Source organism: Streptomyces sp. B1I3, assembly GCF_030816615.1.
In the GTDB taxonomy this organism is placed as follows: Bacteria; Actinomycetota; Actinomycetes; order Streptomycetales; family Streptomycetaceae; genus Streptomyces.
Map to the genome: position 1 here is coordinate 6,168,261 of NZ_JAUSYD010000001.1, position 23,016 is coordinate 6,191,276.

The following is a 23,016-nucleotide window of genomic DNA, read 5'->3' on the forward strand; positions in this document are numbered from 1 at the left end:
GTCATCCGCCGCACCGCTCCACGAAACGCCGCGCCACCGCCGGCGAGGCCGCCCAGTGCGTATGCACATAACTCGCGTGCACACCCCCCTGCACGAAGCCCTCCACCCGCCGCTCCGGCTGGTGCAGACCCCAGGCGGGCGTGGCACCCGCCCCCGGCTCCAGCACCGTCCGGTGGAACTCGTGCCCCCGCAGCCTGGTCCCCGCCACCGCCAGCACGCTGTCGGACAGCGCCACCGCCTGCCGGTAGCCCAGAGTCAGCCGCTGCGACATCCGGGCCGAGGCGTCCAGCACCCCGCACATCGGGCGCCCGTCCAGCTCACGGGCCAGGTACAGCAACCCCGCACACTCCGCGGCCACCGGGGCGCCCGCCCGGGCCAGCGCGGTCACGGCCCCGCGCAGCGGCTCGTTCGCCGACAGCTCCGGGGCGTACACCTCGGGGAAGCCCCCGCCGATGACCAGCCCCGCCGTGCCCGCGGGCAGCTTCTCGTCGCGCAACGGATCGAAGACAGCCACCTCCGCACCGGCGGCCGCCAGCAGCTCGGCGTGCTCCGCGTACGCGAACGTGAACGCGGCCCCGCCGGCCACGGCCACCACCGGCCGGGGCCCCCCGACGGCCCGCCGCTCCGGTTCCCACACCTCGTCCGGCAGCCCGGGGGCCGATCTGGCCAGCGCCAGCAGGGCGTCCAGATCACAGCCCTCCCGCACGCGTTCACCCATGGCCCGTACGGCCTCGACGGCGTCCGCCTGCCGTTCGGCGACCGGCACCAGGCCCAGGTGACGCGAGGGAGTCGCCACCTGCGGGGCCCTGCGCAGCACCCCGAGGACCGGCAGCCCCGACTCGTCCAGCGCCTCCCGCAGCAGCGCCTCGTGGCGGTCGGATGCCACCTTGTTCAGGATCACCCCGCCGATCCGCACCTGCGGATCCCAGGAGGCGAAACCGTGCACGAGGGCGGCGACGGAGCGGGACTGGGACGAGGCGTCGACGACCAGGACGACCGGCGCCCGCAGCAGCTTCGACACCTGCGCCGTCGACGCCAGTTCACCCTGCCCCGAGGCGCCGTCGTACAGCCCCATCACGCCTTCGACGACCGCCAGGTCGCAGCCGGCCGAGCCGTGGGCGAACAGAGGGGCCATCAGCTCTGGCCCGCACATGTACGCGTCGAGATTGCGGCCCGGACGGCCGGTGGCCAGGGCGTGGTACCCGGGGTCGATGTAGTCGGGGCCCACCTTGTGCGGGGACACGGCGAGGCCGCGCCCCGCGAACGCCGCCATCAGCCCGGTGGCGACCGTGGTCTTGCCGCTGCCCGACGCCGGCGCGGCTATGACCAGACGGGGGACACTCACCACTCGATGCCCCTCTGACCCTTCTGGCCGGCGTCCATCGGGTGCTTGACCTTGGACATGTCGGTCACCAGATCCGCGGCCTCCACCAGCTTCGCGGGAGCGTTGCGCCCGGTGATCACCACGTGCTGCGTCCCCGGCCGGTTCCTCATCACCTCGACGACCTCGTCGGTGTCGATCCAGCCCCAGTGCATCGGATACGCGAACTCGTCGAGCACGTACAGCTTGTACGTCTCGGCCGCGAGGTCCCGCTTGACCTGCTCCCAGCCCTCGCGGGCCTTCTCCTCGTTGTCGGAGTTGTCCCCGTGGATGCCGCGCTGCACCCACGACCAGCCCTCGCCCATCTTGTGCCAGGCGACGGTGCCGCCCTCGCCGCTCGCCCCGAGCACCTTCAGCGCGTTCTCCTCGCCGACCTTCCACTTCGCCGACTTCACGAACTGGAACACCCCGATCGGCCAGCCCTGGTTCCAGGCACGCAGCGCGAGACCGAAGGCCGCGGTCGACTTGCCCTTGCCGACCCCCGTGTGGACGAAGAGAAGCGGGCGGTTGCGCCGCTGACGGGTGGTGAGTCCGTCGTCCGGCACCGATACCGGCTGTCCCTGTGGCATTACGCGGCCCTCCCGGCTGCTTGTACGTCCTTGACCAGCCCGGCGATCGAGTCGGCCCGCAGTTCGTCGAGCGTGACCGCGGTACCCCCCAGATCCCGGGCGAGCTGTGCGGCGAGACCGAGGCGCACGAGCCCCGACTCGCAGTCCACGACGACGGACGCCGTGCCCTGAGCGGCGTGCAGGCGCCCGGCCCGCCCGGCGAGCGCCACCGGGTCGACGCCCCCGGTCGCCCGCCCGTCCGTCACCACGACGAGCAGCGGCCGCCGCGAGGGGTCGCGCAGCCGCTCCACCCGCAGCACGTCGTGCGCCCTCAGCAGGCCGGCGGCCAGCGGGGTGCGCCCTCCTGTCGGCAGCGACTCCAGGCGCGCCGCCGCGGCGTCCACCGACGACGTGGGCGGCAGCACCACCTCGGCGTCCTTGCCCCGGAAGGTCACCAGGCCCACCTTGTCGCGCCGCTGGTAGGCGTCCAGGAGCAGCGACATCACCGCGCCCTTCACGGCGCTCATCCGCTGCCGGGCGGCCATCGACCCGGAGGCGTCCACGACGAACAGCACGAGATTGCCCTCGCGCCCCTCCCGTGTCGCCTGCCGCAGATCGTCCCGCCGCACGACGAGCCCCCGGCCGGACCGCCCGCGCGCCCGCTGATGCGGCGCCGCGGCCTGCACGGTCGCCGCGAGGTGCAGCTTCGTCAGCGCACCCTCGGGCCGTCGCGCCCCGGTGGTCCGCCCGTGTTCGGTCCGTGCCCGCGACCGCCGCCCGGCCGCACCCTCGCCCAGCCCGGGCACGCTCAGCATCTTCGTACGGAACGGCTCCGAGGCCGCTACGGGCCGCTGCTCCGCACCACCGGGCGCGGGCGAGGCCGCCCCGCCCTCCGCACCGCTGTCCGCACCGCTGTCGGCACCGCTGTCCGACCCGCGCCCGTCACCGGGACTGCCGTCGGGCTCGCCCCCCTGAGGGGGCACCCCTCCGCCACCCGGCCCATCGGGCTCCGGGTCGTCGTCGCCTCCGCCCCCGCCGGGGTCCGCGTCCCTGAGCGCCTCGTCCAGCTTCTCCTCGTCGAGACCCGGCGCGTCGAACGGATTGCGGCGGCGCCGGTGGGGGAGGGCCAGGAGTGCGGCCTGCCTCACGTCCTCCGCGGTGACCTCCGAGCGCCCCGCCCACGCGGCGAGCGCGGTCGCGGTACGGGCCATGACGATGTCGGCCCGCATGCCGTCGACCTCGAACGCCGCGCACGTCGCCGCGATCTGACGCAGCACACCGTCCCCGAGTACCACCTGGGGCAACAGGGCGCGGGCGGCGGCGATCCGTTCGCGCAGCGCCCCCTCCTCGTCGGCCCACCGTGCGGCGAAGGCGGCCGGGTCGTCGTCGTACGCGAGCCGTCGCCGGACGACCTCGACGCGCAGGTCGGTGTCACGGGAAGCGGCGACCTCGACGGTCAGCCCGAAGCGGTCGAGCAACTGCGGCCGGAGTTCGCCCTCTTCGGGGTTCATCGTCCCGACCAGCAGGAAACGCGACGCATGGCGTACGGAGACGCCCTCACGCTCGACGTAGGAGGCACCCATGGCCGCGGCGTCGAGCAGGAGGTCCACCAGGTGGTCGTGGAGCAGATTGACCTCGTCCACGTACAGGATCCCCCGGTGCGCGTCCGCGAGGAGCCCCGGCTCGAAGGCCTTCACGCCCTCCGAGAGCGCCCGCTCGATGTCGAGCGCGCCCACGAGCCGGTCCTCCGACGCGCCGACCGGCAGCTCCACCGTCCGCGCCGGCCGCGCGACGCCGGTGTCGGCCTCGTGGGGCCCGTCCGGGCACGCCGGATCGGGCGCCCCCGGATCACAGGAGAAGCGGCACCCGGCCACCACCCGGACCTCGGGCATGAGCGCGGCCAGGGCCCGCACGGCGGTGGACTTGGCCGTGCCCTTCTCCCCCCGCACGAGGACACCGCCGACGGCCGGACTGACGGCGTTGAGCAACAGCCCGAGCCGTAGATCGTCCTGCCCGACGATGGCGGTGAAGGGATACGGCGTACTCACAGGGCCTCCTCGTGCACAGAAACATCGGTTCCGATCCCCGCGTCCCGGGACACCTCGCGGCCGTCCGGCGATCGAGGACCGGCCTTCGGGGCGGAGCCCCGGTCACGGGCAGGAGGGGGGCAGGGCGCAGGCCCCGCCGCGGGCGCCCCCGAAGCCGGACCGCCCGCCCCGACCGGCGCCCCCGGCGTACGGGGCGCCCCAGGCGCCAGGAAGGGCAGCCCCGCCGGCGCGCCCGTCTCGATCAGCCGCCACAGGGCGTCCGTATCCGCGTGCTCCTCGATCAGATCCCCCAGCCGGTCCAGCTGTTCCTCACGCAGCGTGCCGAAACTCGTGTCCGGAGCCGCCACGAACCGCCGCCCCGAGAACCGCGCCACCTCCGCCAGGAACGCCCGCCGGAACGCGTCGCTCTCCAGTGATCCGTGCCAGTGCGTGCCCCACACCGCGCCCACCCGGCATCCGTCGAGGAACGGCTCACCGCCGCGCACGTCGGCGACCCCGTGATGGATCTCGTACCCCTCCACCGGCTCCCCGAGGGCCGAGCCGGCCGGCCGGGCCAGCACCTTCTCCCGGCCGAAGCGGACCCGCACCGGCAGCAGTCCGAGCCCTTCGACCAGCCCCGCCCGGGACTCCACGTCGTCCTCGATCGACTCACCCAGCACCTGGAACCCGCCGCAGATGCCCAGCACGGGACGCCCCTCGGCCGCCCGCCGCCGCAGCGCCTCGGCCAGCCCCCGCTCGCGCAGCCACGCCAGAGCCTTCACCGTGCCCCGGGTACCGGGCACGACCACCAGGTCCGCGTCCGTGAGCTCCTCCGCCCGGTCCACGAACCGCACCACCACACCCGGCTCCGCCGCCAGCGCGTCGACGTCCGTGAAGTTCGACATCAGCGGCACGGCACACACCGCGACCCGCAGCACGTCCTGACCGTGCGGCGGCGCGACGACCGACTCCCGCACGGCACCGCGCATCGACACGCGCAGCCCGTCCTCCTCGTCGATGCCCAGCCCGTGCGCGTACGGCAGCACCCCGTACGTACGGCGCCCCGTGAGCCCGTACAGCATGTCCAGACCCGGCTCCAGCAGCGAGACGTCGCCCCTGAACTTGTTCACCAGGTAGCCGGCGATCAGCGACTGGTCCTCGGCGCTCAGCAGAGCCGTCGTGCCGAAGAACGACGCGAAGACGCCTCCGCGGTCGATGTCCCCGACGACGAGAACGGGGAAGCGCGCCGCACGCGCGACGCCCATGTTCACGATGTCCGTGCGCCGCAGATTGATCTCCGCCGGGCTGCCCGCCCCCTCGCAGATCACGGCGTCGTACGCGCCGCGAAGCTGCTCCAGACAGTCCACGACCGTCCCGAACAGGGCCTCCTGGCGACCTCCGTGGTAACCGCGCGCACTCATCTCGCCGACCGGCTTCCCCATCAGGACGACCTGGCTCGACCGGTCGCCCCCCGGCTTGAGCAGCACGGGATTCATCAGCGCGGTCGGCTCCACGCGCGCGGCCTGCGCCTGCATGGCCTGCGCCCGCCCGATCTCCGCGCCCTCGCGGGTGACGAAGGAGTTCAGCGACATGTTCTGCGCCTTGAACGGCGCGACCTTTACCCCTCGGCGCGCCAGCCACCGGCAGATGCCGGCCGTGACGACGCTCTTGCCCGCGTCCGAGGTGGTTCCCGCGATCAGCAGCCCGCCGCTCATGCCCGACGCCTCCGTCCTCCGGCCAGCCGCACGGCGACGCACACGCCGAGGGCCAGCACACTCACCCGGCGCGACAGCCGCACCGCGCGTTCGATGTCCGCGGCCCGCACGTCCCGGCCGCTCTCCCCGTTGAGCACGGGCCGGTGCTCGACCCGGCCCCCGTAGGCGAGGGTCCCGCCGAGCCGTACGCCGAGCGCACCCGCGAACGCGGCCTCCACCGGGCCCGCGTTGGGGCTCGGGTGCCGGCCGGCGTCGGCCCGCCAGGCGTGTACGGCCTCGCGGGGCCGCCCTCCGGCCGCCACGGCGAGCGCGGCGGTGAGGCGGGCGCCCGGCCAGCCGGCCAGGTCGTCCAGCCGGGCCGAGGCCCAGCCGTAGCGCCGGTGACGCGGCGACCGGTGGCCGACCATGGCGTCCAGTGTGTTGACGGCCCGGAACCCGACCAGGCCGGGCACGCCACCCAGCGCGCCCCACACCAGGGCGCCCACCACGGCGTCGGAGGTGTTCTCGGCGACGGACTCGACCACCGCGCGGGCGATCTGCTGCCCGTCGAGTGCCTGAGGGTCGCGGCCGCACAGGTGCGGCAGCCGCTCCCGGGCCACGTCGATGTCGCCGGCGGCGAGGGCGCCCCCGATGGCACGGGCCTCGCGGCCCAGCGAGGTGCCCCCGACGACGGACCAGGTGGCGGCGGCGGTCAGTGCCACGGCGGCGGCCGGGCGGTCCCGTACGGCTCGCGCGGCCAGCGCCGCGGCACCCGCGGCGCCCCCGGCGCACACGAGCGCGTGCAGGGCGCCCCAGCCGCGGTGATCGCGCCACAGCCGGCTCTCCACGCCCGCCGCGGCCCGTCCGAACGCGGCGACGGGATGACCCCGTCGGGGATCACCGAGGAGCAGGTCGCCGATCAGACCGGCGGTGGCGCCGTACGCGAATATGCGGTCGGCTCGCACGGATCAGCCGGCCGTCGCGCCTCGAAGGGTCCCGGTGGCGGGTGGAACAGCGACCGACGCACGGCAGCCAGGCATGGCATATGTCCTCACTCAGGGTCCGCGCCCTGGTTCGACGTGACGGGCGACGAGAGTCTCCTGGCTTCCGGATCCACAGCTCCCCCGGCCTTCCGGTCCGCGGAGGCGGACCGTGACTTCCGTGTGGGGGACTGCTCCCCGGTGACAGTGGCGGGACCGCGCCGGATTCGCACCGGCTTCCTCTGCTGTCGCCGTACATGGCCACGGCAGTCCACCATGCCCCGCGAACGCCCGTCAACCTGCCGCTGACCTGCGAGGCTGCGGAGTGTCCGGACGCACATCGGGCCGGACACACACGTGGTGTGTCCGGCCCAGGGCGATCGGGTGCGGAAAGGTCAGGCGACGATCAGGTAGATCCCGTACGCGACCGCCGCCGCGCACAGCGCGAAGCAGGCGTACGCGCCGACGCGCGCCGGTGCTCCGGAGCCGGCGCTCCGCGCCGTCGGCGCCTGCTTGGCGAGACCGACGATGCCGACGGTGAAGAGGCCGACCAGTGCGACGGTGATCAGGAGGCTGACGCCGAAAACGGTGCCGAGGGCTGCCCAGTCGATGTTCATGCGATTCGTCCTTACACCGTGGCCGGTCGGGCCGGGTCGGCCGTGGTCACGGCCGACGGGGCCGGGGCCGGGATGGTGGTCTTGAGGTCCGGGACGGCCCCGCCGACGGGCGGCGGGCTGACGGCGGCGATGGCGGTGGTGACGACGCCCGCCGGTTCGGCGTCCGGCGCGTTGACGTTGGTGTGGTCGACCGGCTTGCGGCGGGACAGCCACCAGATGGCACCCGAGCCCGCGACGAGGAGCACCGCGACGACGCCCACGCCCCAGCCGCCCTGCTTGGTCAGGAACTCGGCGCCCGCGCCGACCAGGCCCGCGGCCGGCAGGGTCAGGCCCCAGGCGACGAACATCCGGGTGGCGGTGGACCAGCGGACCACGCCTCCCTTGCGTCCGAGGCCCGCGCCCATCACGGCGCCGGAGCAGGACTGGGTGGTGGAGAGGGAGAAGCCGAGGTGCGAGGAGGCCAGGATGACCGTGGCCGCGCTGGTCTGGGCGGCGAAGCCCTGCGGCGGCCTGAGCTCGGTGAGCCCGCTGCCCATGGTGCGGATGATGCGCCAGCCGCCGAGGTAGGTGCCGAGGGCGATGGCGACACCCGCGGCGCAGATGACCCAGACCGGCGGGTTGGAGCCGGGGGCGAGGACGCCGCCGGTGACCAGGGCCAGGGTGATGATGCCCATCGTCTTCTGCGCGTCGTTGGTGCCGTGGGCGAGGGAGACGAGACCGGCCGAGGCGATCTGCCCGGCCCGGTAGCCCTTGGCGGTCGACTTCAGCTGCGCCTCGTCGGTGATCTTCCGGTTGAGGCGGTACGTCAGCTTGGTGGCCAGCAGCGCGGCGAGACCGGCGACGAGGGGGGCGGCGATCGCGGGCAGCAGGACCTTGGTGACGACGGTGCCGCCGTCGATCGAGGACCAGCCGGCCGACATCACCGCGGCGCCGATCAGACCGCCGAAGAGTGCGTGGGAGGAACTGGACGGCAGGCCGACCAGCCAGGTCAGCAGGTTCCACAGGATGGCGCCGACGAGCGCCGCGAAGATGACCTCGGTTCTGAGGCCGTCCTCGTTGACGATCCCGCCCGAGATCGTCTTGGCGACCTCCACCGACAGGAAAGCGCCGACCAGGTTGAGGACGGCGGACATGGCCACCGCAGTCTTGGGTTTGAGGGCGCCGGTCGAGATGGTGGTGGCCATCGCGTTGGCGGTGTCATGGAAACCGTTCGTGAAATCGAACACTAGAGCTGTCACGATCACGATCGCGAGCAGCAGCGTGATGTGTTCCATTTACCCAGGCAATCGCTCGACGTCATTGGCACGTGGAACGTAAGCAACCTGGGTGAACGGAAGATGAACTGGGCAGGGCGGCGCGGTGACCCCATCCGTGCGGCGTCGTTCCGCTTGTGTGCGCACGAGGCGGCCGGGCCCTCCCGTGGCGGTGCGAGGACTGGTCTTTGCCGGGTGTTGGTGAACATATGGCGTGACCGATTCGCGGCGTTGAGGAGACTTAGCTCACTTCGTCCCCTCGGGGTGCCCGTGCTCCCCGGGTGGTCCGTGCCCGCCCGGCGGATCCGGGCGCGACCTAGGATCACCCGCATGAGCGACCGTGATCAGGACGCGATCGAACAGGCGTGGGACGCCGTCGTCGCGACGGCCCGCAGAACGGCGTCCGAGGGGCTGGTCGTCGGCACCTCGGGCAACGTCTCCGCACGGGTCGGCGAGATCGTCCTGGTCACCCCCAGCGCGGTGCACTACGACCGGCTGGGCCCCGGGGACGCGGTCGGCGTCGACCTGCGGGGCCGGCGGGTGTTCGGCGAGCTCCCTCCGACCAGCGAGCTCCCCCTCCACCTGGCGGTCTACAACAGCACGTCCGCCGCCGCCGTCGTCCACACCCACGCGGTGCACGCCACCGCCGTCTCCACCCTCGTGGCGGAAGTGCCCCCGGTGCACTACGCCGCCGCGATGCTCGGCGGCCCGGTCCGCACGGCGCCCTACGCCCGCTACGGGACGCGGGAACTCGCCGACGGCATGCTCGCAGCGTTGCGCGACCGCACCGGCTGCCTCCTGCGCAACCACGGAACCGTCACCTACGGCGACAGCCTCGACGAGGCCTACGACCGCACCGCCCAGCTCGAATGGATGTGCAGGCTCTGGCTCACCGCGAGCTCCGTGCCCGGCCGCAGCCCCACCCTGCTCTCCCCGGCCCAGCTGCACGAGGTGCGGGACGCGCTGGAGGGGTACGGCCGGCCCGGCTGACACCCGCGTCCGTCACCGTACGGTCCCCGCCGGGTTGGCAGGCCGCTCCGTACCCAGGACACTGAAGCCGTGCGCCCGGCAACAGCGACGGCAGCGGCCGTCACCACGATCCTCGGCGCCGGCGCGGCAGCGGTCGCGGCCGGCCGGTACGCCAGCGACGCCGCCCTCGGGGCGTCGACGCGGGCCTTCCCCGCCGACCGCAGACTCACCGTGCACGCCGCGACGGCCGGGCAGATCGCCCTGACCCGCTCCTTCGCCGCCCTGCGCCCGGGTACGTACGGACTGGTGGGCCGCGGTGTCCACGCGGTCGTCGGGGCCGTGACCGACCAGGCGCCGCACCGCTCCGCCGACACCGTCGTGCGCAGACTGGAGCGTGTGACCCGCGGCACGCTGAAACGCGGGGTCAAGGTCCGGTTCACCCCGGAAGTGCACACCGGCGACCCGCTGGGCGCCCTCGGTCTCACGTACAAGGAGGTCGAGATCCCCGGCGAGCTGGGCAGCCTCCCCGCCTGGTTCCTGCCCGGCGCCCGCGACACCTGGGTCATCACCGTGCACGGCCTCGGCACCACCCGGGAACACCCCATGAACGTGCTGGGCTTCCTGCAGGACCAGCAGCTCCCGGTACTCGACATCGCCTACCGCGGCGACGCCGGCGCACCCCGCTCCCCGGACCGGCTCTCCCACCTCGGCGAGTCCGAATGGCGCGACCTCGACGCGGCCATCCGCTACGCCGTGCGCTACGGGGCCGAAAAAGTCATCGTCCACGGCTGGTCGTCCGGTGCCTCCATGGCACTGCACGCGGCCGTCAACTCGGCGCTGCGCGACCGGATCAGCGGCCTCGTCCTCGACTCACCGGTCATGGACTGGAAGGTCACCCTGCGCGCCCTGGCCGCCGCCCGCAGCGTCCCCGCCGCGCTGCTGCCCCTCGCCGTCCGGGCCGCCCAGGGCCAGACCGGGCTGCACGGCGGCCGGCTCCTGGACACCTCGGTGCCCACGGCCCTGCACGCCCCGACGCTGATCTTCCACGGCCCCGGCGACACGCTGGCCCCCTGGGAGCCGTCCCGGGAACTCGCCGACCGCCGTCCCGACATGGTCACCCTGCGCGCCGTGCCGGACGCTCCGCACGGGGCGATGTGGAACGCCGATCCCCCACGCTACGAAGAGGCGCTCCGGCGCTTCCTCACGCCCCTGATGTGAGCTGATGTGATGGATCGGCCCGGTTGGTGACCGTGGCCGAAACCCTCCCGTACCCCTGTGATCCGGCTTCCGTTTGGGCTTTCGGGCCGTCAGAGGCAAGACTGCTCCCCGTGACGTCCCGTAACCCGCGCGACTCCAGGCTGCGACTTGTCCGCCCGCGACCCCTTGCCACTGCCCGCAAGGCCGTGACCAACCGGCGTACCAGGCCGGCCCCCCGCCCACCCGAGGGCACACCACCCCCCGCCGAACTGGCACGCCAGGCCCGGGCCGTGCTGGCCGACGCCGCGCGGATCGCCCACTGGGCCGCGGACGGGGCGAGCCCGGGCACCGCCCCACTCGCCGCAGGAGCTCTCGAACGGGCCGCTGCGACCCTCGGGCTCTCCCCGGCCCAGGTGCGGGCAGGCTGGGACCGCGCGAGGCTCGCCGGCCTGATCGAGCTGCACGGCGACACCGTGCGCCGCGGCTGGCGCCTGCGCGCCTGGGACCGTGACGACTCCGCCGTGCTCCGCGGCTGGGTGGCGCTCTTCGACGCATGGTCGCTGGTCCACGCCGCACCCGACGGCATAGAGGCCACCGCGGTGGCCGAAGCCGTCGAGGCCGTGCCCCAGGTGCTCTCCCTGCTGCAGCTCTCGGCGGGCCCCGTCACCGTGCCCGCCCTCCTCGACCTCCTCGGCCAGCGTGTCGCGGAACTCCGGGAGGAGCGGTGCGAGGTGCCGTACGGGCCACCCCAGCAGCCCGCGCCGGACACGGCGCCGGGGCGGTCCGGGGACCTGAACGCCGTCCTCCTCGACTGGGCGCTGGAGGGCCTCGCCGCCGTCGGGGCCCTCACGCTCGGCGACGGGCACGCCACCCTCACCCCCCTGGGCAACTGGGCGGTCTGGGTCAAGCTGGAACAGATCTGCGTCGCGGCGCAGAGCCCGGCCGGCAACATCGAGCAGTCCGCCGCCGACATGCTGCTCGGCTGCGCGCGGCTCACGCCCGGACCGGCACGCGCCGAGTACCGGGCCTGGCTGGCCGCCCGGCCCGTCGGCAGCGCCGTCGCCGAACTGCTCGCCGTGGCCCGGGGCGAGGACGCCCTCCTGCGCGGTCTCGCCTTCGAGGCGCTGCGCGTCGTCGGAGCCCCCGCCGAGCCCGTGGTGCGCTCCGTCGTCACCGAGGCGCCGCTGCGCCCGTACGCGCTGCTCTGGCTCGCCGAGTACGAGGGAGCCGACCCGGACGACGCCCAGGACGTCCTCAGCCGCGAGGAGGCCACCTGGCTCTGGGTCGACACCGCGGCGGCCGTGGCCGACCACGGCGAGACGGGGCTCCTCGTCCGCCACCTCGACTCCGCCGTGCAGGGGACCGTCCCGGCACTGCTGGACGAGATCCGGGCCGTCGGCCACCCGCGCACCGTCCAGGTGCTCGTGGCCCTGGCCGCCGCCCACCCGGACCCGGCCCTTGCCAAGGCGGTCCGCCGCGCGGCCTTCCAGGTGCACACCGGCGGTACGTAGGCCGGGGCGCGGCGGACGCGCGGAGCTCCGGGGGCAGGCGGTCAGTCCGCGGACCCCGGGGCGTACGTCCCGAACGTCCAGACGTTGCCCTCGGCGTCGCGCGCCATGAAGTCCCGGGAGCCGTAGTCCTGGTCGGTGGGCGGCATGAGGATCTCCACGCCGTGCTCCACGGCCCGCGCGTGGTGCTCGTCCACCTCGTCCACCACGACGTACACGCCCGAAGGCCCCGCGTTCGCCATCGCCGTCGCGAACACGCCCTCGCGCCCCTTGGAGCCGAGCATCACCCTGCCGTTGCCGCAGGACAGCTCGGCATGCAGGACCTTGCCGTTCGCACCCTCGTAGACCGCTTCCTCCGTGAAGCCCAGGCCCTGCGTCAGCATCCTGATCGCGGCCTTCGCGTCCTCGTACAGGATCGTCGGGTAGATCGTCGGCACACCGTCCGCGCCCGTCATCGCGCTCACCTCTTCCCGGTCGCATCCGCCGTTTCGTTGTGATCCGTGTCTCAGTCTTCCACCGGCCACGGGCAACGCGCTTCCCGGCGCACGGTGCCAGGCCACGGGCAACGGCGCCCGGACGGGCCCGGAAGCACGGGAAAAGCAGGTGGACACCGCCAGTAGACTGGGCCCCATGGCAATTCTCCTTGTGCATGAGTAACGGCGTCCGAGTCGTGAGCCCCTAGCTGTCCCTCCGCCGTCCATACCGCCCTGGAGTTTTTCCGTGATCACCGCTTCCGGCATCGAGCTGCGCGCCGGCGCCCGCATGCTCATCGAGTCCGCCTCCTTCCGCATCGCCAAGGGCGACCGCATCGGCCTCGTCGGCCGCAACGGCGCGGGCAAGACCACCCTCACCAAGTGCCTCGCGGGCGAGGGGACCCCGGCCGGCGGCACCATCACGCGCGGCGGTGAGGTCGGCTACCTCCCGCAGGACCCGCGCACCGGTGACCTCGACGTCCTCGCCCGCGACCGCATCCTCTCGGCCCGCGGGCTGGACGAGACCCTGCGCAGGATGCGGGAGAACGAGGAGCGCATGGCGAACGGCAAGGGCGCCACCCGCGAGAAGGCGATGAAGAAGTACGAGCGCCTGGAGACGGAGTTCCTCACCAAGGGCGGATACGCCGCCGAGGCCGAGGCCGCCACCATCGCCGCCGCGCTCAGCCTGCCCGACCGGGTGCTCGGCCAGCCGCTGCACACGCTCTCCGGCGGTCAGCGCCGCCGTGTCGAGCTGGCCCGCATCCTCTTCTCGGACGCCGACACCCTGCTCCTGGACGAGCCCACCAACCACCTGGACGCTGACTCCATCGTCTGGCTGCGCGACTACCTCAAGTCCTACCGCGGCGGCTTCATCGTGATCTCCCACGACGTCGAGCTCGTCGAGACGGTCGTCAACAAGGTGTTCTACCTCGACGCCAACCGCGCCCAGATCGACATCTACAACATGGGCTGGAAGCTCTACCAGCAGCAGCGCGAGGCCGACGAGAAGCGCCGCAAGCGCGAGCGCCAGAACGCCGAGAAGAAGGCCGCGGCCCTCAACTCGCAGGCTGACAAGATGCGCGCCAAGGCGACCAAGACCGTCGCCGCCCAGAACATGGCCAAGCGGGCCGAGCGCCTGCTCTCCGGCCTGGAGGCCGTCAGGGTCTCCGACAAGGTGGCCAAGCTGCGCTTCCCCGATCCCTCCCCGTGCGGCAAGACACCGCTGATGGCCGAGGGCCTGTCCAAGTCCTACGGTTCGCTCGAGATCTTCACCGATGTGGACCTGGCCATCGACAAGGGCTCACGCGTCGTCATCCTCGGCCTCAACGGCGCGGGCAAGACCACGCTGCTGCGCCTCCTCGGCGGTGCCGAGAAGCCCGACACCGGCGAGATCATCGAGGGGCACGGCCTCAAGCTCGGCTACTACGCCCAGGAGCACGAGACGCTGGACCCCGAGCGCACCGTCCTGGAGAACATGCGCTCCGCCGCGCCCGACCTCGACCTCGTCGAGGTCCGCAAGACGCTCGGTTCGTTCCTCTTCTCCGGCGACGACGTCGACAAGCCCGCCGGAGTGCTCTCGGGTGGCGAGAAGACCCGTCTCGCCCTGGCCACCCTCGTGGTCTCCTCCGCCAACGTCCTGCTCCTGGACGAGCCGACGAACAACCTCGACCCCGCCAGCCGCGAGGAGATCCTCGGCGCGCTGCGCACCTACAAGGGCGCGGTCGTCCTCGTCACCCACGACGAGGGCGCGGTCGAGGCGCTCCAGCCGGAGCGGATCATCCTGCTGCCCGACGGTGTCGAGGACCTCTGGGGCGCGGACTACCGGGACCTGGTGGCCCTCGCCTGATCCGGCCCGGTGACCCGGTGATCCACCGGGTCTGGATCATTCGGCCCATGCGTGATCCATCATCTGGGTGAGCGGGTCTCGTACCCCGGCGCGGCGCCCGGCAGATGTCTGCCGGGCGCACCCGTGTCAGGCCCGCCCTTCCGTACGGCCCTGACCTGGCCGTTCTTCCCGACGCCCACCCCTGAAGGCCGTGACAGCGTCCGGAATCCTGCATTCCGTTCGTGTCGGCCCGCTCCGGAACAGGGAAACCGCTCGTGCGGACCTTGCCGAATGGGTGGCCAGGAAGCCCAGGAGGGGTGATCATGAGAGTCCAGAGCGCACTTCCTTGAGGAGGCACGGGTGGCCGAGACTCTGAAGAAGGGCAGCCGGGTTACCGGCGCCGCGCGTGACAAGCTCGCGGCAGACCTGAAGAAGAAGTACGACTCCGGTGCGAGTATCCGGGCGCTGGCCGAGGAAACGGGCCGCTCCTACGGATTCGTCCACCGGATGCTCAGCGAGTCCGGAGTCACGCTGCGGGGACGCGGCGGAGCGACTCGGGGCAAGAAGGCCGCTTCGGCCTGACGGCGGGCGCGTTCCGGGGTCGTGTACCGGCCCCGGGGGCCCACCGGAACACCGGGTGGCCACCCGGCCGACCGTCAGGTCGTCCGGGTGGTTACTGTTCAGTTACTTGCCAGTAAGTGCTGACTGCACCCGATCCGGAGGCGCTCCATGACCTCGCTCGACCCTGTGCTCGACAAGGACGGCGTACGGCTCACCGTCGATGACGCGGTTGCCACGGTGACGCTCACCAATCCGGCCAAGCGCAACGCCCAGTCTCCCGCTCTGTGGCGGGCGTTGGCAGAGACCGGACGGGCGATCCCCGGCACCGTGCGGGTCGTGGTGCTGCGCAGTGAGGGCACGTCCTTCTCCGCGGGCCTCGACCGGCAGGCGTTCACCCCTGAGGGGTTCGACGGCGAGCCGTCCTTCCTCGACATGGCGCGCGGCTCGGAGACCGAGCTCGACGCGACCATCGCCGAGTACCAGGAGGCGTTCACCTGGTGGCGCCGCAACGACATCGTGTCCGTCGCGGCCGTCCAGGGACACGCGATCGGTGCCGGCTTCCAGCTCGCCCTCGCCTGCGACCTCCGGATCGTCGCCGACGACGTGCAGTTCGCCATGCGCGAGACCAGCCTCGGTCTGGTTCCCGACCTCACGGGCACCCACCCCCTGGTGGGTCTCGTGGGCTATGCCCGCGCGCTCGAGATCTGCGCCACCGGGCGCTTCGTGCACGCCGAGGAGGCCGAGCGCACCGGCCTGGCCAACCTCGTCGTCCCCGCCGGCCAGCTCGACGCGGCAGCCCGTGACCTGGCCGCCGCGCTGCTGGCCGCTCCGCGTGACGCGGTGGTCGAGACCAAGGCCCTGCTGAGCGGCGCCTGCGCGCGTACGTTCGAGGAGCAGCGCGCCGCCGAGCGCGCCGCCCAGGGCCGCCGGCTGCGGGACCTCGCAGGCGTCACCGACTGAGACGGCGGTGACCGGACCCGCCCCCGGGGGCGGGTCCGGTCACCCCCGGTCCGGGTCCACCACGGCCGTGACGAGTACGGCGACCGCCGGACGGCCCTCCACGGCCCCGCTCACGGCCTCGCGCACCGCCCGGGCCACGTCGAGCGCCCTGTGGTCCCCGGCCGTCGCCAGTTCCACCCGGACGTACCCCGGCCCCGAGTGCACCGGGCTGCCCAGTGCCCGGGTGAGGCAGACGACCCCCGGGACCCCGGCGGCCGCCGTTCCCGCGGCTCCGTCCGCCTCGGCGGCGCGCGCCTCGGCCGGTTCCGGTGCGGCCCGCTCGGGCTCCTCGTCCAGCAGCTCGGTCACCCGCAGATCCACCTCGTCGACCACGAGGCCGAGCCGTTCGGCCGCCGCCAGCAGCACCGCACGCAGCGCGTCCGCGGTGGCGGGCAGGGGCCGCCGTGCCGTGGCGGCGAAGGCGGCCTCGATCCGCAGCGGCCCCGGCGGCAGTGCGCTGGGTGGCCCGGGCACCACCGGCTCCGGCGCGTTGTCCGGGTCGGCCGGAGCGATCCTGAGCGGGCCCAGTACCGCCCCCGAACCGGCCACGGCGTCCCGCAGGACCGCTGCCGCCGCCCGTTCCGCGATCCAGGACCCGTCGGCGGGTTCGCCCAGAGGAAGCAATCGGCCCAGGCCGAGTCGTTGGCGTACTGCTGCGGTCCATCCGTCGGCCCGGTTTGGGCTGTCAGCCGTTGTCATTGCCTCAGCCTGCCGTATCCACGGCGCGAGATGGGGCAAGCACACATAATGTGGGCAACGGAAGTCCAACCCTGCCCCCGAAGGGAAGAGCGGCGATGACCGAGAGCCCGCAGCGGAACCGGCCCGACAACCCCGGAAGCTTGTCCGGCGGGGAGGACGGCCGCCATAGTCCGCTCACCAAGCGTGGCGGGGGAGCCCCCGCCACCCGCGGCCGCACCACCATCGCCGACGGTGTGGTCGAGAAGATCGCCGGAATGGCCGCACGTGACGTCGGCGGTGTCCACGCGATGGGCAGCGGCATGTCACGTACGTTCGGCGCGGTACGCGACCGTGTCCCCGGCGGCGGCAAGTCCGTGACCCGCGGCGTCAAGGCCGAGGTGGGCGAGTCGCAGGCCGCCCTCGACCTGGAGATCGTCGTCGAGTACGGCGTGGCCATCGCCGACGTCGCCGGTGACGTGCGGGAGAACGTCATCGCGGCGGTCGAGCGCATGACCGGCCTCGAGGTCGTCGAGGTCAACATCGCCGTCAGCGACGTCAAACTGCCCGACGAGGAGGACGACGAGGAAGAGCCCGAGTCACGCGTGCAGTAACGCCCGTCCCCGAGGCAGTTGAGGAGCACAGATGAGCATGGCTGTGGTCGGCTTGATCGCCGGCATGGCACTCGGCTTCGCCGGGTACTTCGGCGGATTCGGCGCGTTCCTGCTGGTCGCCGCACTGGGGGCCGTCGGCTTCATCGCCGGCCGCTTCCTGGACGGCGACCTGGAGCCCGGCGACTTCTTCCGGAGTCGCGAGCGCGGCGACCGGCGACGGTGACGGCGGTGACGGACCGGGTCCCCGCCGTCGGCCGCGGGGAGACCCGGATCGCCGACCGGGTCGTGGCAAAGATCGCGGCCCAGGCCGCCAGGGAGGCGGTCGACGAGCCGTCGAGGGCCGGCAAGCCGCCGCGCGCCACGGTCACCGTGCACCGGGAGACCGCCCGGGTGCGCGTCAGCCTGGAACTCGGCTACCCCGGTGACATCGGCCGTCAGTGCGGGGCGGTGCGTCGCCGCGTCGCCGAACGGGTAAGAGCACTCGCGGGGATGGAGGTGCCCGAAGTGTCGGTGCAGGTCGAGCGGCTGCACCGCGCGGAAGCGGGCACACCGCCCCGGAGGGGAGCATCGGATGAGTGAGCCCCACGACCCGTCGGACAGCACGCAGCGCCTGCCCACGAGCGGGCCCGCGGAGTCCGGCGGCGCAGTCGGCACGGTCGGGTCCGGATCGGGCTCGACCTACGAATCCGCGCCACCGGCCGGTCGGACCGGCGGACGGGCCGGCCGCTTCTGGTCCGCGCGGCGCGTTCCCGCCGCCCTGCTGGCCCTGCTGGTCCTCGCGGGCGCCGGACTCCTGCTCTACGACATCGCGGCGGTCCGCACCGACCACCCCGCCATGCGGTGGCGGCGCTCGCTCGCCGACGAACTGGCGAGCCGTCACCTCGACGACGTGTGGGTGCTGGCGGGGTCCGCGGCAGCGGCGGCCGTCGGCCTCTGGCTGCTCCTCCTGGCGCTTACCCCCGGGTTGCGCGGGCTGCTGCCGATGCGGCGCGACCACGCCGGCGTACGGGCCGGTCTGGACCGCACCGCCGCCGCCACGGTCCTGCGTGACCGGGCCGTGGAGGTGTCCGGAGTGCAGTCCGTACGCGTGAGGGTGCGGCGGCGCAAGGCGACCGTGCGGGCCGTCTCGCACTTCCGTGAGCTCGACGACGTCCGGGCCGATCTGGACAGTGCCGTGGGCGAGGGCATCAGGGAGCTCGGGCTGGCGCGGCCGCCCGGTCTGTCCGTCCACGTCCGCCGGCCGGGGAAGAAGAGGTGAGACGCGTGATCGCGACCGTCAACCGGGTCCTGCTGGGCCTTGCCGGACTGATCCTCCTCGTCGTCGGGGGCGCCGTCCTCGTGACGGGGCTCGGCGTCTCCGTGCCCTCCTGGTGGCCGTTCGAGGGCAAGAGCGACGTGTTGCTCAGCAAGGGCGACCGGTACCGCTGGCGGGACGAGGGCTGGTGGTGGCCGACCGTCATCGCCGTCCTCGCCGTCCTGGTGGTCCTCGCCCTGTGGTGGCTCTTCGCCCAGCTGCGGCGCGCCCGCCTCGCGGAAGTGCTGGTGGACAGCGGCGACGGTGAGGGAGCTCTGCTCAGGGGCAAGGCCCTGGAGGGAGTGCTCGGGGACGAGGCGGGCGCGATGGACGGGGTGTCCGCCGCGAAGGTCTCGCTGACCGGCCGGCGCACCGCCCCGCAGGCCCGCGTCCGGCTGCTGTTGGAGCCCCACGCCGCCCCGGAGCAGGCGCTGCGCGGACTGTCCGAAGGCGCGCTGGAGCACGCGCGCACCTCGGCCGGCCTGGACGAGCTGCCGGCCGAGGTCCGCCTCAAGGCGGTCAAGCACCGTGCCGAGCGGGTGAACTGACAGGCCGCCGGGTCGGGGCCCGGGGCAGGTGTGCCGACGGGCCGCCGGGTCGGCCCCGGGGCGGGCGTGCCGCCGGACAGCCGGGTCAGAAGCCGTGGCGGGCGCCGCCGTCGACCGGCACCATGATGCCCGTCAGATAGGAGGCGGCGGGGGAGAGCAGGAAGGCCGAGGTCTTCCCGAACTCCTCCGGGGTGCCGTAGCGGCGCAGGGGGATGCGCGCCTCGTTGGCCGCGCGGGAGGCCTCCGCGTCGCCGGACAGGGCGTCGAGTTCGCGTACCCGGTCGGTGTCGATCCTGGACGGCAGGACCCCGACGACCCGGATGCCCCGCGGGCCCAGTTCGTCGGCGAGGGACTTGGCGAAGCCGGCGAGGCCGGGACGCAGGCCGTTGGAGATGGTCAGTCCGGCGATCGGCTCGTGCACCGATGCGGACAGGACGAAACCGATGACACCACCCTCGCCCAGCTCGGCGGCGGCCGTGCGGGCGAGGCGTACGGCCCCGAGGAAGACCGACTCGAACGCGGACTGCCACTGCTCGTCCGTGTTGTCGGCGACGAAGCCGGGCGCCGGACGCGCCGACGCTGATGAGGATGCCGTCCAGCCGGCCCCACCGTTCCTTCGCCGCGTCCACGAGGCGCCGGGCGGCCGCCGGGTCGGCGTTGTCCGCGACGATCCCGACCGCGTCCGGCCCCAGTTCCGCGGCGGCGGCCGACACGCTCTTCTCGTCACGGCCGGAGACGATCACCTTCGCGCCGTCGGCGGCGAGGGCGTGCGCGGTGGCGTTGCCCAGCCCGCGGGTCGCGCCGGTGACGACGTAGACGCGGTCCTTCAGTCCAAGATCCATGGCCCTATCCTGCCGCGTCCCCGGCGCTGAGGTCGACCGCGCTGTTCACCAGGCCGATGTGGCTGAACGCCTGCGGGTAGTTGCCGAGCTGGCGCCCGGCCACCGGGTCGTACTCCTCGGCCAGCAGCCCCACGTCGTTGCGCAGGGCGAGGAGCCGCTCGAAGAGTTCCTCGGCCTCGCCCGCCCGGCCCGTCCGCTGCAGCGCGTCGACCAGCCAGAACGAACAGACGACGAACGCGCCTTCGTCGCCGGGCAGACCGTCCACGGACACGCCCTCGGTGCTGTAGCGGCGGATCAGGCCGTCATGGGCGAGCTCCTCGCGCACCGCGTCGACCGTGCCGACGACCCGGGGATCGTCCGACGGCAGGAAGCCGGTCCGCACGATGAGCAGCGTCGCCGCGTCCAGCTCCTGCGACCCGTAGTACTGGGTGAAGGTGTTGCGCACGGGGTCGTAGCCCTTCTCGCAGACCTCGGCGTGCACGGCGTCCCGCATCGCCCGCCAGCGGTCGGCGTCGCCCGGCAGCTCGGGGTGCTGCTCCAGAGTGCGCACGGCACGATCGGCCGCGACCCACGCCATCACCTTGGAGTGCACGAAGTGCCGGCGCTGTCCCCGGATCTCCCACAGGCCCTCGTCCGGCTCACGCCAGGTGGACTCCAGGAAGCCGAGCAGACTGAGCTGCAGGTTCCAGGCATGCGGCTTGTTGTCGAGACCGGCCTCGCGCGCCAGCATGAGCGAGTCGATGACCTCGCCGTACACGTCGAGCTGCCGCTGCTGCACCGCCGCGTTGCCCGTGCGCACGGGCCGGGAGTTCTCGTAGCCGCTCAGCCACGGCAGCTCCGTCTCGGGCAGCCGCCGTTCACCGGCGAGTCCGTACATGATCTGCAGGTCCGCCGGGTCGCCGGCGACGGCCCGCAGCAGCCAGTCCCGCCAGGCCGCCGCCTCCTCGACGTAGCCGGCGGAGATCATCGCGCCGAGCGTGAGGGTGGAGTCCCGCAGCCAGCAGTAGCGGTAGTCCCAGTTCCGTACGCCGCCGATCTCCTCCGGCAGCGAGGTGGTCAGGGCAGCCACGATCCCGCCGGTGGGTGCGTAGGTGAGTGCCTTCAGCGTGATCAGGGAGCGGAGCACCGCCTGCCGGTGCCTGCCCTTGTACGTGCACTGCGCGGACCACTTCGCCCAGTCGGTAAGGGTGTGCTTCAGCGCCTTGTGCGGATCGATGAGCCTCGGGCGCGGGGAGTGGGAGGGGTGCCAGGTGAGGACGAACGCCACGCTCTCGCCCTCGGTGACCGTGAACGAGGAACAGGTGCTGAACTGCTGGCCCCAGGTCTTGACCGGCGGCTCACTGCGCAGCCAGACGGAGTCGGGGCCGGCCACCGCGACCCGGTGGCCGTGGGAGCGGCGCATCCAAGGGACCACGGAGCCGAAGTCGAAGCGCAGCCTCAGGACGGAGCTCATGTCGACGCTGCCACTGACGCCCTCGACGATGCGCATGATGTCGGGCGCCTTGTCGCGCTGCGGCATGAAGTCGATGACCTTGACCGTCCCGGTCCTGGTCTCCCAGAAGGTCTCCAGGACCAGGGTGTCGTCCACGTAGGCACGCCGGGTGCAGGTGTCGTCGCTGTTCGTGCCCTGGGGGGCGATACGCCAGTGGCCGTTTTCCTCGTCACCGAGAAGGGCGGCGAAGCAGGCACCCGAGTCGAAGCGGGGCAGGCACAGCCAGTCCACAGAACCGTTCCTGCCGACCAGGGCGGCGGTCTGGAGATCGCCGATGATGGCGTAGTCCTCGATGCGTGGGGTCACGCTCTGGCGTCTTCCCGAAGCAGCGCCCTGTTAAGCAGGGCGACCGGAGCGAAAACACCGTGGCGGGAGCTACGCGTTCACCGGCTCCGGCTCCGTGGCCGCCTCGGCGTCCCGGGCCGCCTGTTCGAGGTCCTTCTTCTCGCGGCGCACGAGGATCACCCAGCCGACGGGGACCCCCGCCGCGAACAGCCACCACTGGACCGCGTAGGCCATGTGCGGACCGATCGAGCTGTCGTCGGGGGCGGCGATCGTCTCGGGGCTGCCGTCGGCCGGTTCGGGGGCGGTCAGCTCGACATAGCCGCCCATGACCGGGCGGCCGAGCAGCTGCGCCTGCTGGGCGCTGTTGATGAGCATCACCTGGCGGTCCGGCAGACCCGCCAGGTCCCTGATGCCGCTGGCGCCCGTCGTCTCGTCGGCCTTGAGCCGGCCGGTGAGGGTGATCTCGCCGCTCGGCGGCGCCGGGACCCGCGGGAACGCCTCCTGGGTCGCGGCGGCCGGGACCCAGCCGCGGTTGACCAGGACGGTGCCACCGCCCTTGAGGTCGAAAGGCGTCAGCACCAGGACGCCGATGCGCTCGTCCCGCGAGGTGCGGCGCCGCACGACCACCTCGTGCGCGGTGTCGAACGTCCCGGTGGCCGTCACGGCACGCCAGTAGTCGGAACGGGGAACGGTGTGACCCGGCGACGTGAGACGTGAGACGGGTGCCGGGGCCGCCTCGAGGTTCCGCGTGATCAGCGCGTTCTGCGCGACCCGGTGTTCATGCCGGTGCAGCTGCCAGAAACCCAGCTCGACCATCGTGGGAATCAGGACGAGGACGAGGAGGGTGACGATCACCCACTGCCGGGTCAACAGGAAGCGGTACACCCCATGACGGTACAACCGGGGCCATGGGGTGCGGCACGGAGGGGTCCCCGTGGGGCCCGTCATACTTTGTCCACGATGCCCGTCCTTCCCTCGGCCCGGGCGCAGTGACCGCCGCAGTACCAGTGGCCGTCGACCTCGACGCCCTGCCCGATGACCTGCACCCGGCAGTGCTCACAGATGGGCGCCATGCGGTGGATGGCGCAGGAGAAGCAGTCGAAGACGTGCACCGCCCCCTGGGCGTGCACCTCGAAGGACATCCCGTAGTCGTTCCCGCAAACTTCACAACGTGCCATGCGCCACAGGGTGGGACGCCGGGCGGCGGCGGGCGAGCGGATACCGGGCGAGTCGT

Annotated in this window: 23 protein-coding genes, 1 pseudogene and 1 riboswitch; of the genes and pseudogenes, 11 read left to right on the forward strand and 13 right to left on the reverse strand. The window is 73.1% G+C overall.

Features of this window, described 5'->3' with window-relative positions:
* Nucleotide 1: 1 nt before the first annotated feature.
* The 7 genes from QFZ58_RS28015 to QFZ58_RS28045 all read right to left on the reverse strand — a co-directional run bounded on the left by QFZ58_RS28015 (nucleotide 2) and on the right by QFZ58_RS28045 (nucleotide 8,521).
* Complete coding sequence (locus QFZ58_RS28015; RefSeq protein ID WP_307127676.1) at nucleotides 2-1,348, reverse strand: cobyrinate a,c-diamide synthase; 1,347 nt, start codon at nucleotides 1,346-1,348, stop codon at nucleotides 2-4.
* On the reverse strand, nucleotides 1,342-1,950 hold the full coding sequence (gene cobO / locus QFZ58_RS28020) for a cob(I)yrinic acid a,c-diamide adenosyltransferase (protein ID WP_307127677.1): 609 nt from the start codon (nucleotides 1,948-1,950) through the stop codon (nucleotides 1,342-1,344). The genes QFZ58_RS28015 and cobO overlap by 7 nt, the downstream gene beginning before the upstream one ends.
* Nucleotides 1,950-3,977 (reverse strand): putative cobaltochelatase, encoded by a 2,028-nt coding sequence (locus QFZ58_RS28025; RefSeq protein WP_307127678.1) that lies wholly within the window; start codon nucleotides 3,975-3,977, stop codon nucleotides 1,950-1,952. The genes cobO and QFZ58_RS28025 overlap by 1 nt, the downstream gene beginning before the upstream one ends.
* The gene (locus QFZ58_RS28030) at nucleotides 3,974-5,671 is read right to left on the reverse strand and encodes a cobyric acid synthase (RefSeq protein ID WP_307127679.1); all 1,698 of its coding nucleotides are present in this window, start codon (nucleotides 5,669-5,671) and stop codon (nucleotides 3,974-3,976) included. The genes QFZ58_RS28025 and QFZ58_RS28030 overlap by 4 nt, the downstream gene beginning before the upstream one ends.
* Nucleotides 5,668-6,615: a cobalamin biosynthesis protein gene (locus QFZ58_RS28035; RefSeq protein ID WP_307127680.1), complete on the reverse strand. Its 948-nt coding sequence runs from the start codon at nucleotides 6,613-6,615 to the stop codon at nucleotides 5,668-5,670. Before QFZ58_RS28035 ends, QFZ58_RS28030 begins: the two co-directional genes overlap by 4 nt.
* Nucleotides 6,616-6,743: 128 nt before the next feature.
* Nucleotides 6,744-6,874: riboswitch (cobalamin riboswitch) on the reverse strand.
* Between the two features lie 151 nt (nucleotides 6,875-7,025).
* Complete coding sequence (locus tag QFZ58_RS28040) at nucleotides 7,026-7,247, reverse strand: hypothetical protein (protein ID WP_307127681.1); 222 nt, start codon at nucleotides 7,245-7,247, stop codon at nucleotides 7,026-7,028.
* A gap of 11 nt (nucleotides 7,248-7,258) precedes the next feature.
* Entirely contained in the window at nucleotides 7,259-8,521 is a 1,263-nt protein-coding gene (locus QFZ58_RS28045; protein WP_307127682.1) for an inorganic phosphate transporter, read from the reverse strand.
* Between the two features lie 309 nt (nucleotides 8,522-8,830).
* On the opposite strand from QFZ58_RS28045, the gene QFZ58_RS28050 reads away from it, so the two are divergent.
* The 3 genes from QFZ58_RS28050 (at nucleotide 8,831) to QFZ58_RS28060 (ending at nucleotide 12,177) form a co-directional block, all read left to right on the forward strand.
* Complete coding sequence (locus tag QFZ58_RS28050; RefSeq protein ID WP_307127683.1) at nucleotides 8,831-9,490, forward strand: class II aldolase/adducin family protein; 660 nt, start codon at nucleotides 8,831-8,833, stop codon at nucleotides 9,488-9,490.
* A 69-nt stretch (nucleotides 9,491-9,559) separates the two neighbouring features.
* The gene (locus tag QFZ58_RS28055; protein ID WP_307127684.1) at nucleotides 9,560-10,687 is read left to right on the forward strand and encodes an alpha/beta hydrolase; all 1,128 of its coding nucleotides are present in this window, start codon (nucleotides 9,560-9,562) and stop codon (nucleotides 10,685-10,687) included.
* 185 nt (nucleotides 10,688-10,872) lie between these two features.
* A complete protein-coding gene (locus QFZ58_RS28060) occupies nucleotides 10,873-12,177 on the forward strand; it encodes a hypothetical protein (protein ID WP_307129017.1) in 1,305 nt (434 codons plus the stop codon).
* A gap of 41 nt (nucleotides 12,178-12,218) precedes the next feature.
* On the opposite strand, the gene QFZ58_RS28065 is transcribed toward QFZ58_RS28060, so the two are convergent.
* Nucleotides 12,219-12,629 (reverse strand): VOC family protein, encoded by a 411-nt coding sequence (locus QFZ58_RS28065; RefSeq protein WP_307127685.1) that lies wholly within the window; start codon nucleotides 12,627-12,629, stop codon nucleotides 12,219-12,221.
* 265 nt (nucleotides 12,630-12,894) lie between these two features.
* Between QFZ58_RS28065 and QFZ58_RS28070 the strand changes: the two genes are divergently transcribed.
* The 3 genes from QFZ58_RS28070 to QFZ58_RS28080 all read left to right on the forward strand — a co-directional run bounded on the left by QFZ58_RS28070 (nucleotide 12,895) and on the right by QFZ58_RS28080 (nucleotide 15,993).
* Nucleotides 12,895-14,493 (forward strand): ABC-F family ATP-binding cassette domain-containing protein, encoded by a 1,599-nt coding sequence (locus QFZ58_RS28070; RefSeq protein ID WP_307127686.1) that lies wholly within the window; start codon nucleotides 12,895-12,897, stop codon nucleotides 14,491-14,493.
* 339 nt (nucleotides 14,494-14,832) lie between these two features.
* Complete coding sequence (locus QFZ58_RS28075) at nucleotides 14,833-15,054, forward strand: helix-turn-helix domain-containing protein (RefSeq protein ID WP_006123601.1); 222 nt, start codon at nucleotides 14,833-14,835, stop codon at nucleotides 15,052-15,054.
* A gap of 147 nt (nucleotides 15,055-15,201) precedes the next feature.
* Nucleotides 15,202-15,993 (forward strand): enoyl-CoA hydratase/isomerase family protein, encoded by a 792-nt coding sequence (locus QFZ58_RS28080; RefSeq protein WP_307127687.1) that lies wholly within the window; start codon nucleotides 15,202-15,204, stop codon nucleotides 15,991-15,993.
* A 39-nt stretch (nucleotides 15,994-16,032) separates the two neighbouring features.
* Here QFZ58_RS28080 and QFZ58_RS28085 read toward each other — a convergent pair whose 3' ends face one another.
* Nucleotides 16,033-16,731 (reverse strand): hypothetical protein, encoded by a 699-nt coding sequence (locus tag QFZ58_RS28085; RefSeq protein WP_307127688.1) that lies wholly within the window; start codon nucleotides 16,729-16,731, stop codon nucleotides 16,033-16,035.
* Between the two features lie 95 nt (nucleotides 16,732-16,826).
* On the opposite strand from QFZ58_RS28085, the gene QFZ58_RS28090 reads away from it, so the two are divergent.
* The 5 genes from QFZ58_RS28090 to amaP are packed head-to-tail and all read left to right on the forward strand — an operon-like array spanning nucleotide 16,827 to nucleotide 19,163.
* The gene (locus QFZ58_RS28090) at nucleotides 16,827-17,321 is read left to right on the forward strand and encodes an Asp23/Gls24 family envelope stress response protein (RefSeq protein ID WP_307127689.1); all 495 of its coding nucleotides are present in this window, start codon (nucleotides 16,827-16,829) and stop codon (nucleotides 17,319-17,321) included.
* Nucleotides 17,322-17,352: 31 nt separating this feature from the next.
* Nucleotides 17,353-17,544: a hypothetical protein gene (locus tag QFZ58_RS28095; RefSeq protein ID WP_307127690.1), complete on the forward strand. Its 192-nt coding sequence runs from the start codon at nucleotides 17,353-17,355 to the stop codon at nucleotides 17,542-17,544.
* Nucleotides 17,541-17,900: an iron-sulfur cluster assembly protein gene (locus QFZ58_RS28100; protein WP_307127691.1), complete on the forward strand. Its 360-nt coding sequence runs from the start codon at nucleotides 17,541-17,543 to the stop codon at nucleotides 17,898-17,900. Before QFZ58_RS28095 ends, QFZ58_RS28100 begins: the two co-directional genes overlap by 4 nt.
* A complete protein-coding gene (locus QFZ58_RS28105; protein WP_307127692.1) occupies nucleotides 17,893-18,579 on the forward strand; it encodes a DUF6286 domain-containing protein in 687 nt (228 codons plus the stop codon). The genes QFZ58_RS28100 and QFZ58_RS28105 overlap by 8 nt, the downstream gene beginning before the upstream one ends.
* A 5-nt stretch (nucleotides 18,580-18,584) precedes the next feature.
* A complete protein-coding gene (gene amaP / locus QFZ58_RS28110; RefSeq protein WP_373428599.1) occupies nucleotides 18,585-19,163 on the forward strand; it encodes an alkaline shock response membrane anchor protein AmaP in 579 nt (192 codons plus the stop codon).
* An 85-nt stretch (nucleotides 19,164-19,248) separates the two neighbouring features.
* Here the strand turns inward: amaP and QFZ58_RS28115 are convergent.
* From QFZ58_RS28115 to QFZ58_RS28130, 4 genes and pseudogenes are all read right to left on the reverse strand, one after another.
* Nucleotides 19,249-20,005: pseudogene (locus QFZ58_RS28115) on the reverse strand (SDR family oxidoreductase).
* Between the two features lie 4 nt (nucleotides 20,006-20,009).
* Entirely contained in the window at nucleotides 20,010-21,803 is a 1,794-nt protein-coding gene (locus QFZ58_RS28120; protein WP_307127694.1) for a glycoside hydrolase family 15 protein, read from the reverse strand.
* 69 nt (nucleotides 21,804-21,872) lie between these two features.
* Entirely contained in the window at nucleotides 21,873-22,667 is a 795-nt protein-coding gene (locus QFZ58_RS28125; RefSeq protein ID WP_307127695.1) for an SURF1 family protein, read from the reverse strand.
* 59 nt (nucleotides 22,668-22,726) lie between these two features.
* Entirely contained in the window at nucleotides 22,727-22,960 is a 234-nt protein-coding gene (locus QFZ58_RS28130; RefSeq protein WP_078492597.1) for a hypothetical protein, read from the reverse strand.
* Between the last annotated feature and the right edge of the window lie 56 nt (nucleotides 22,961-23,016).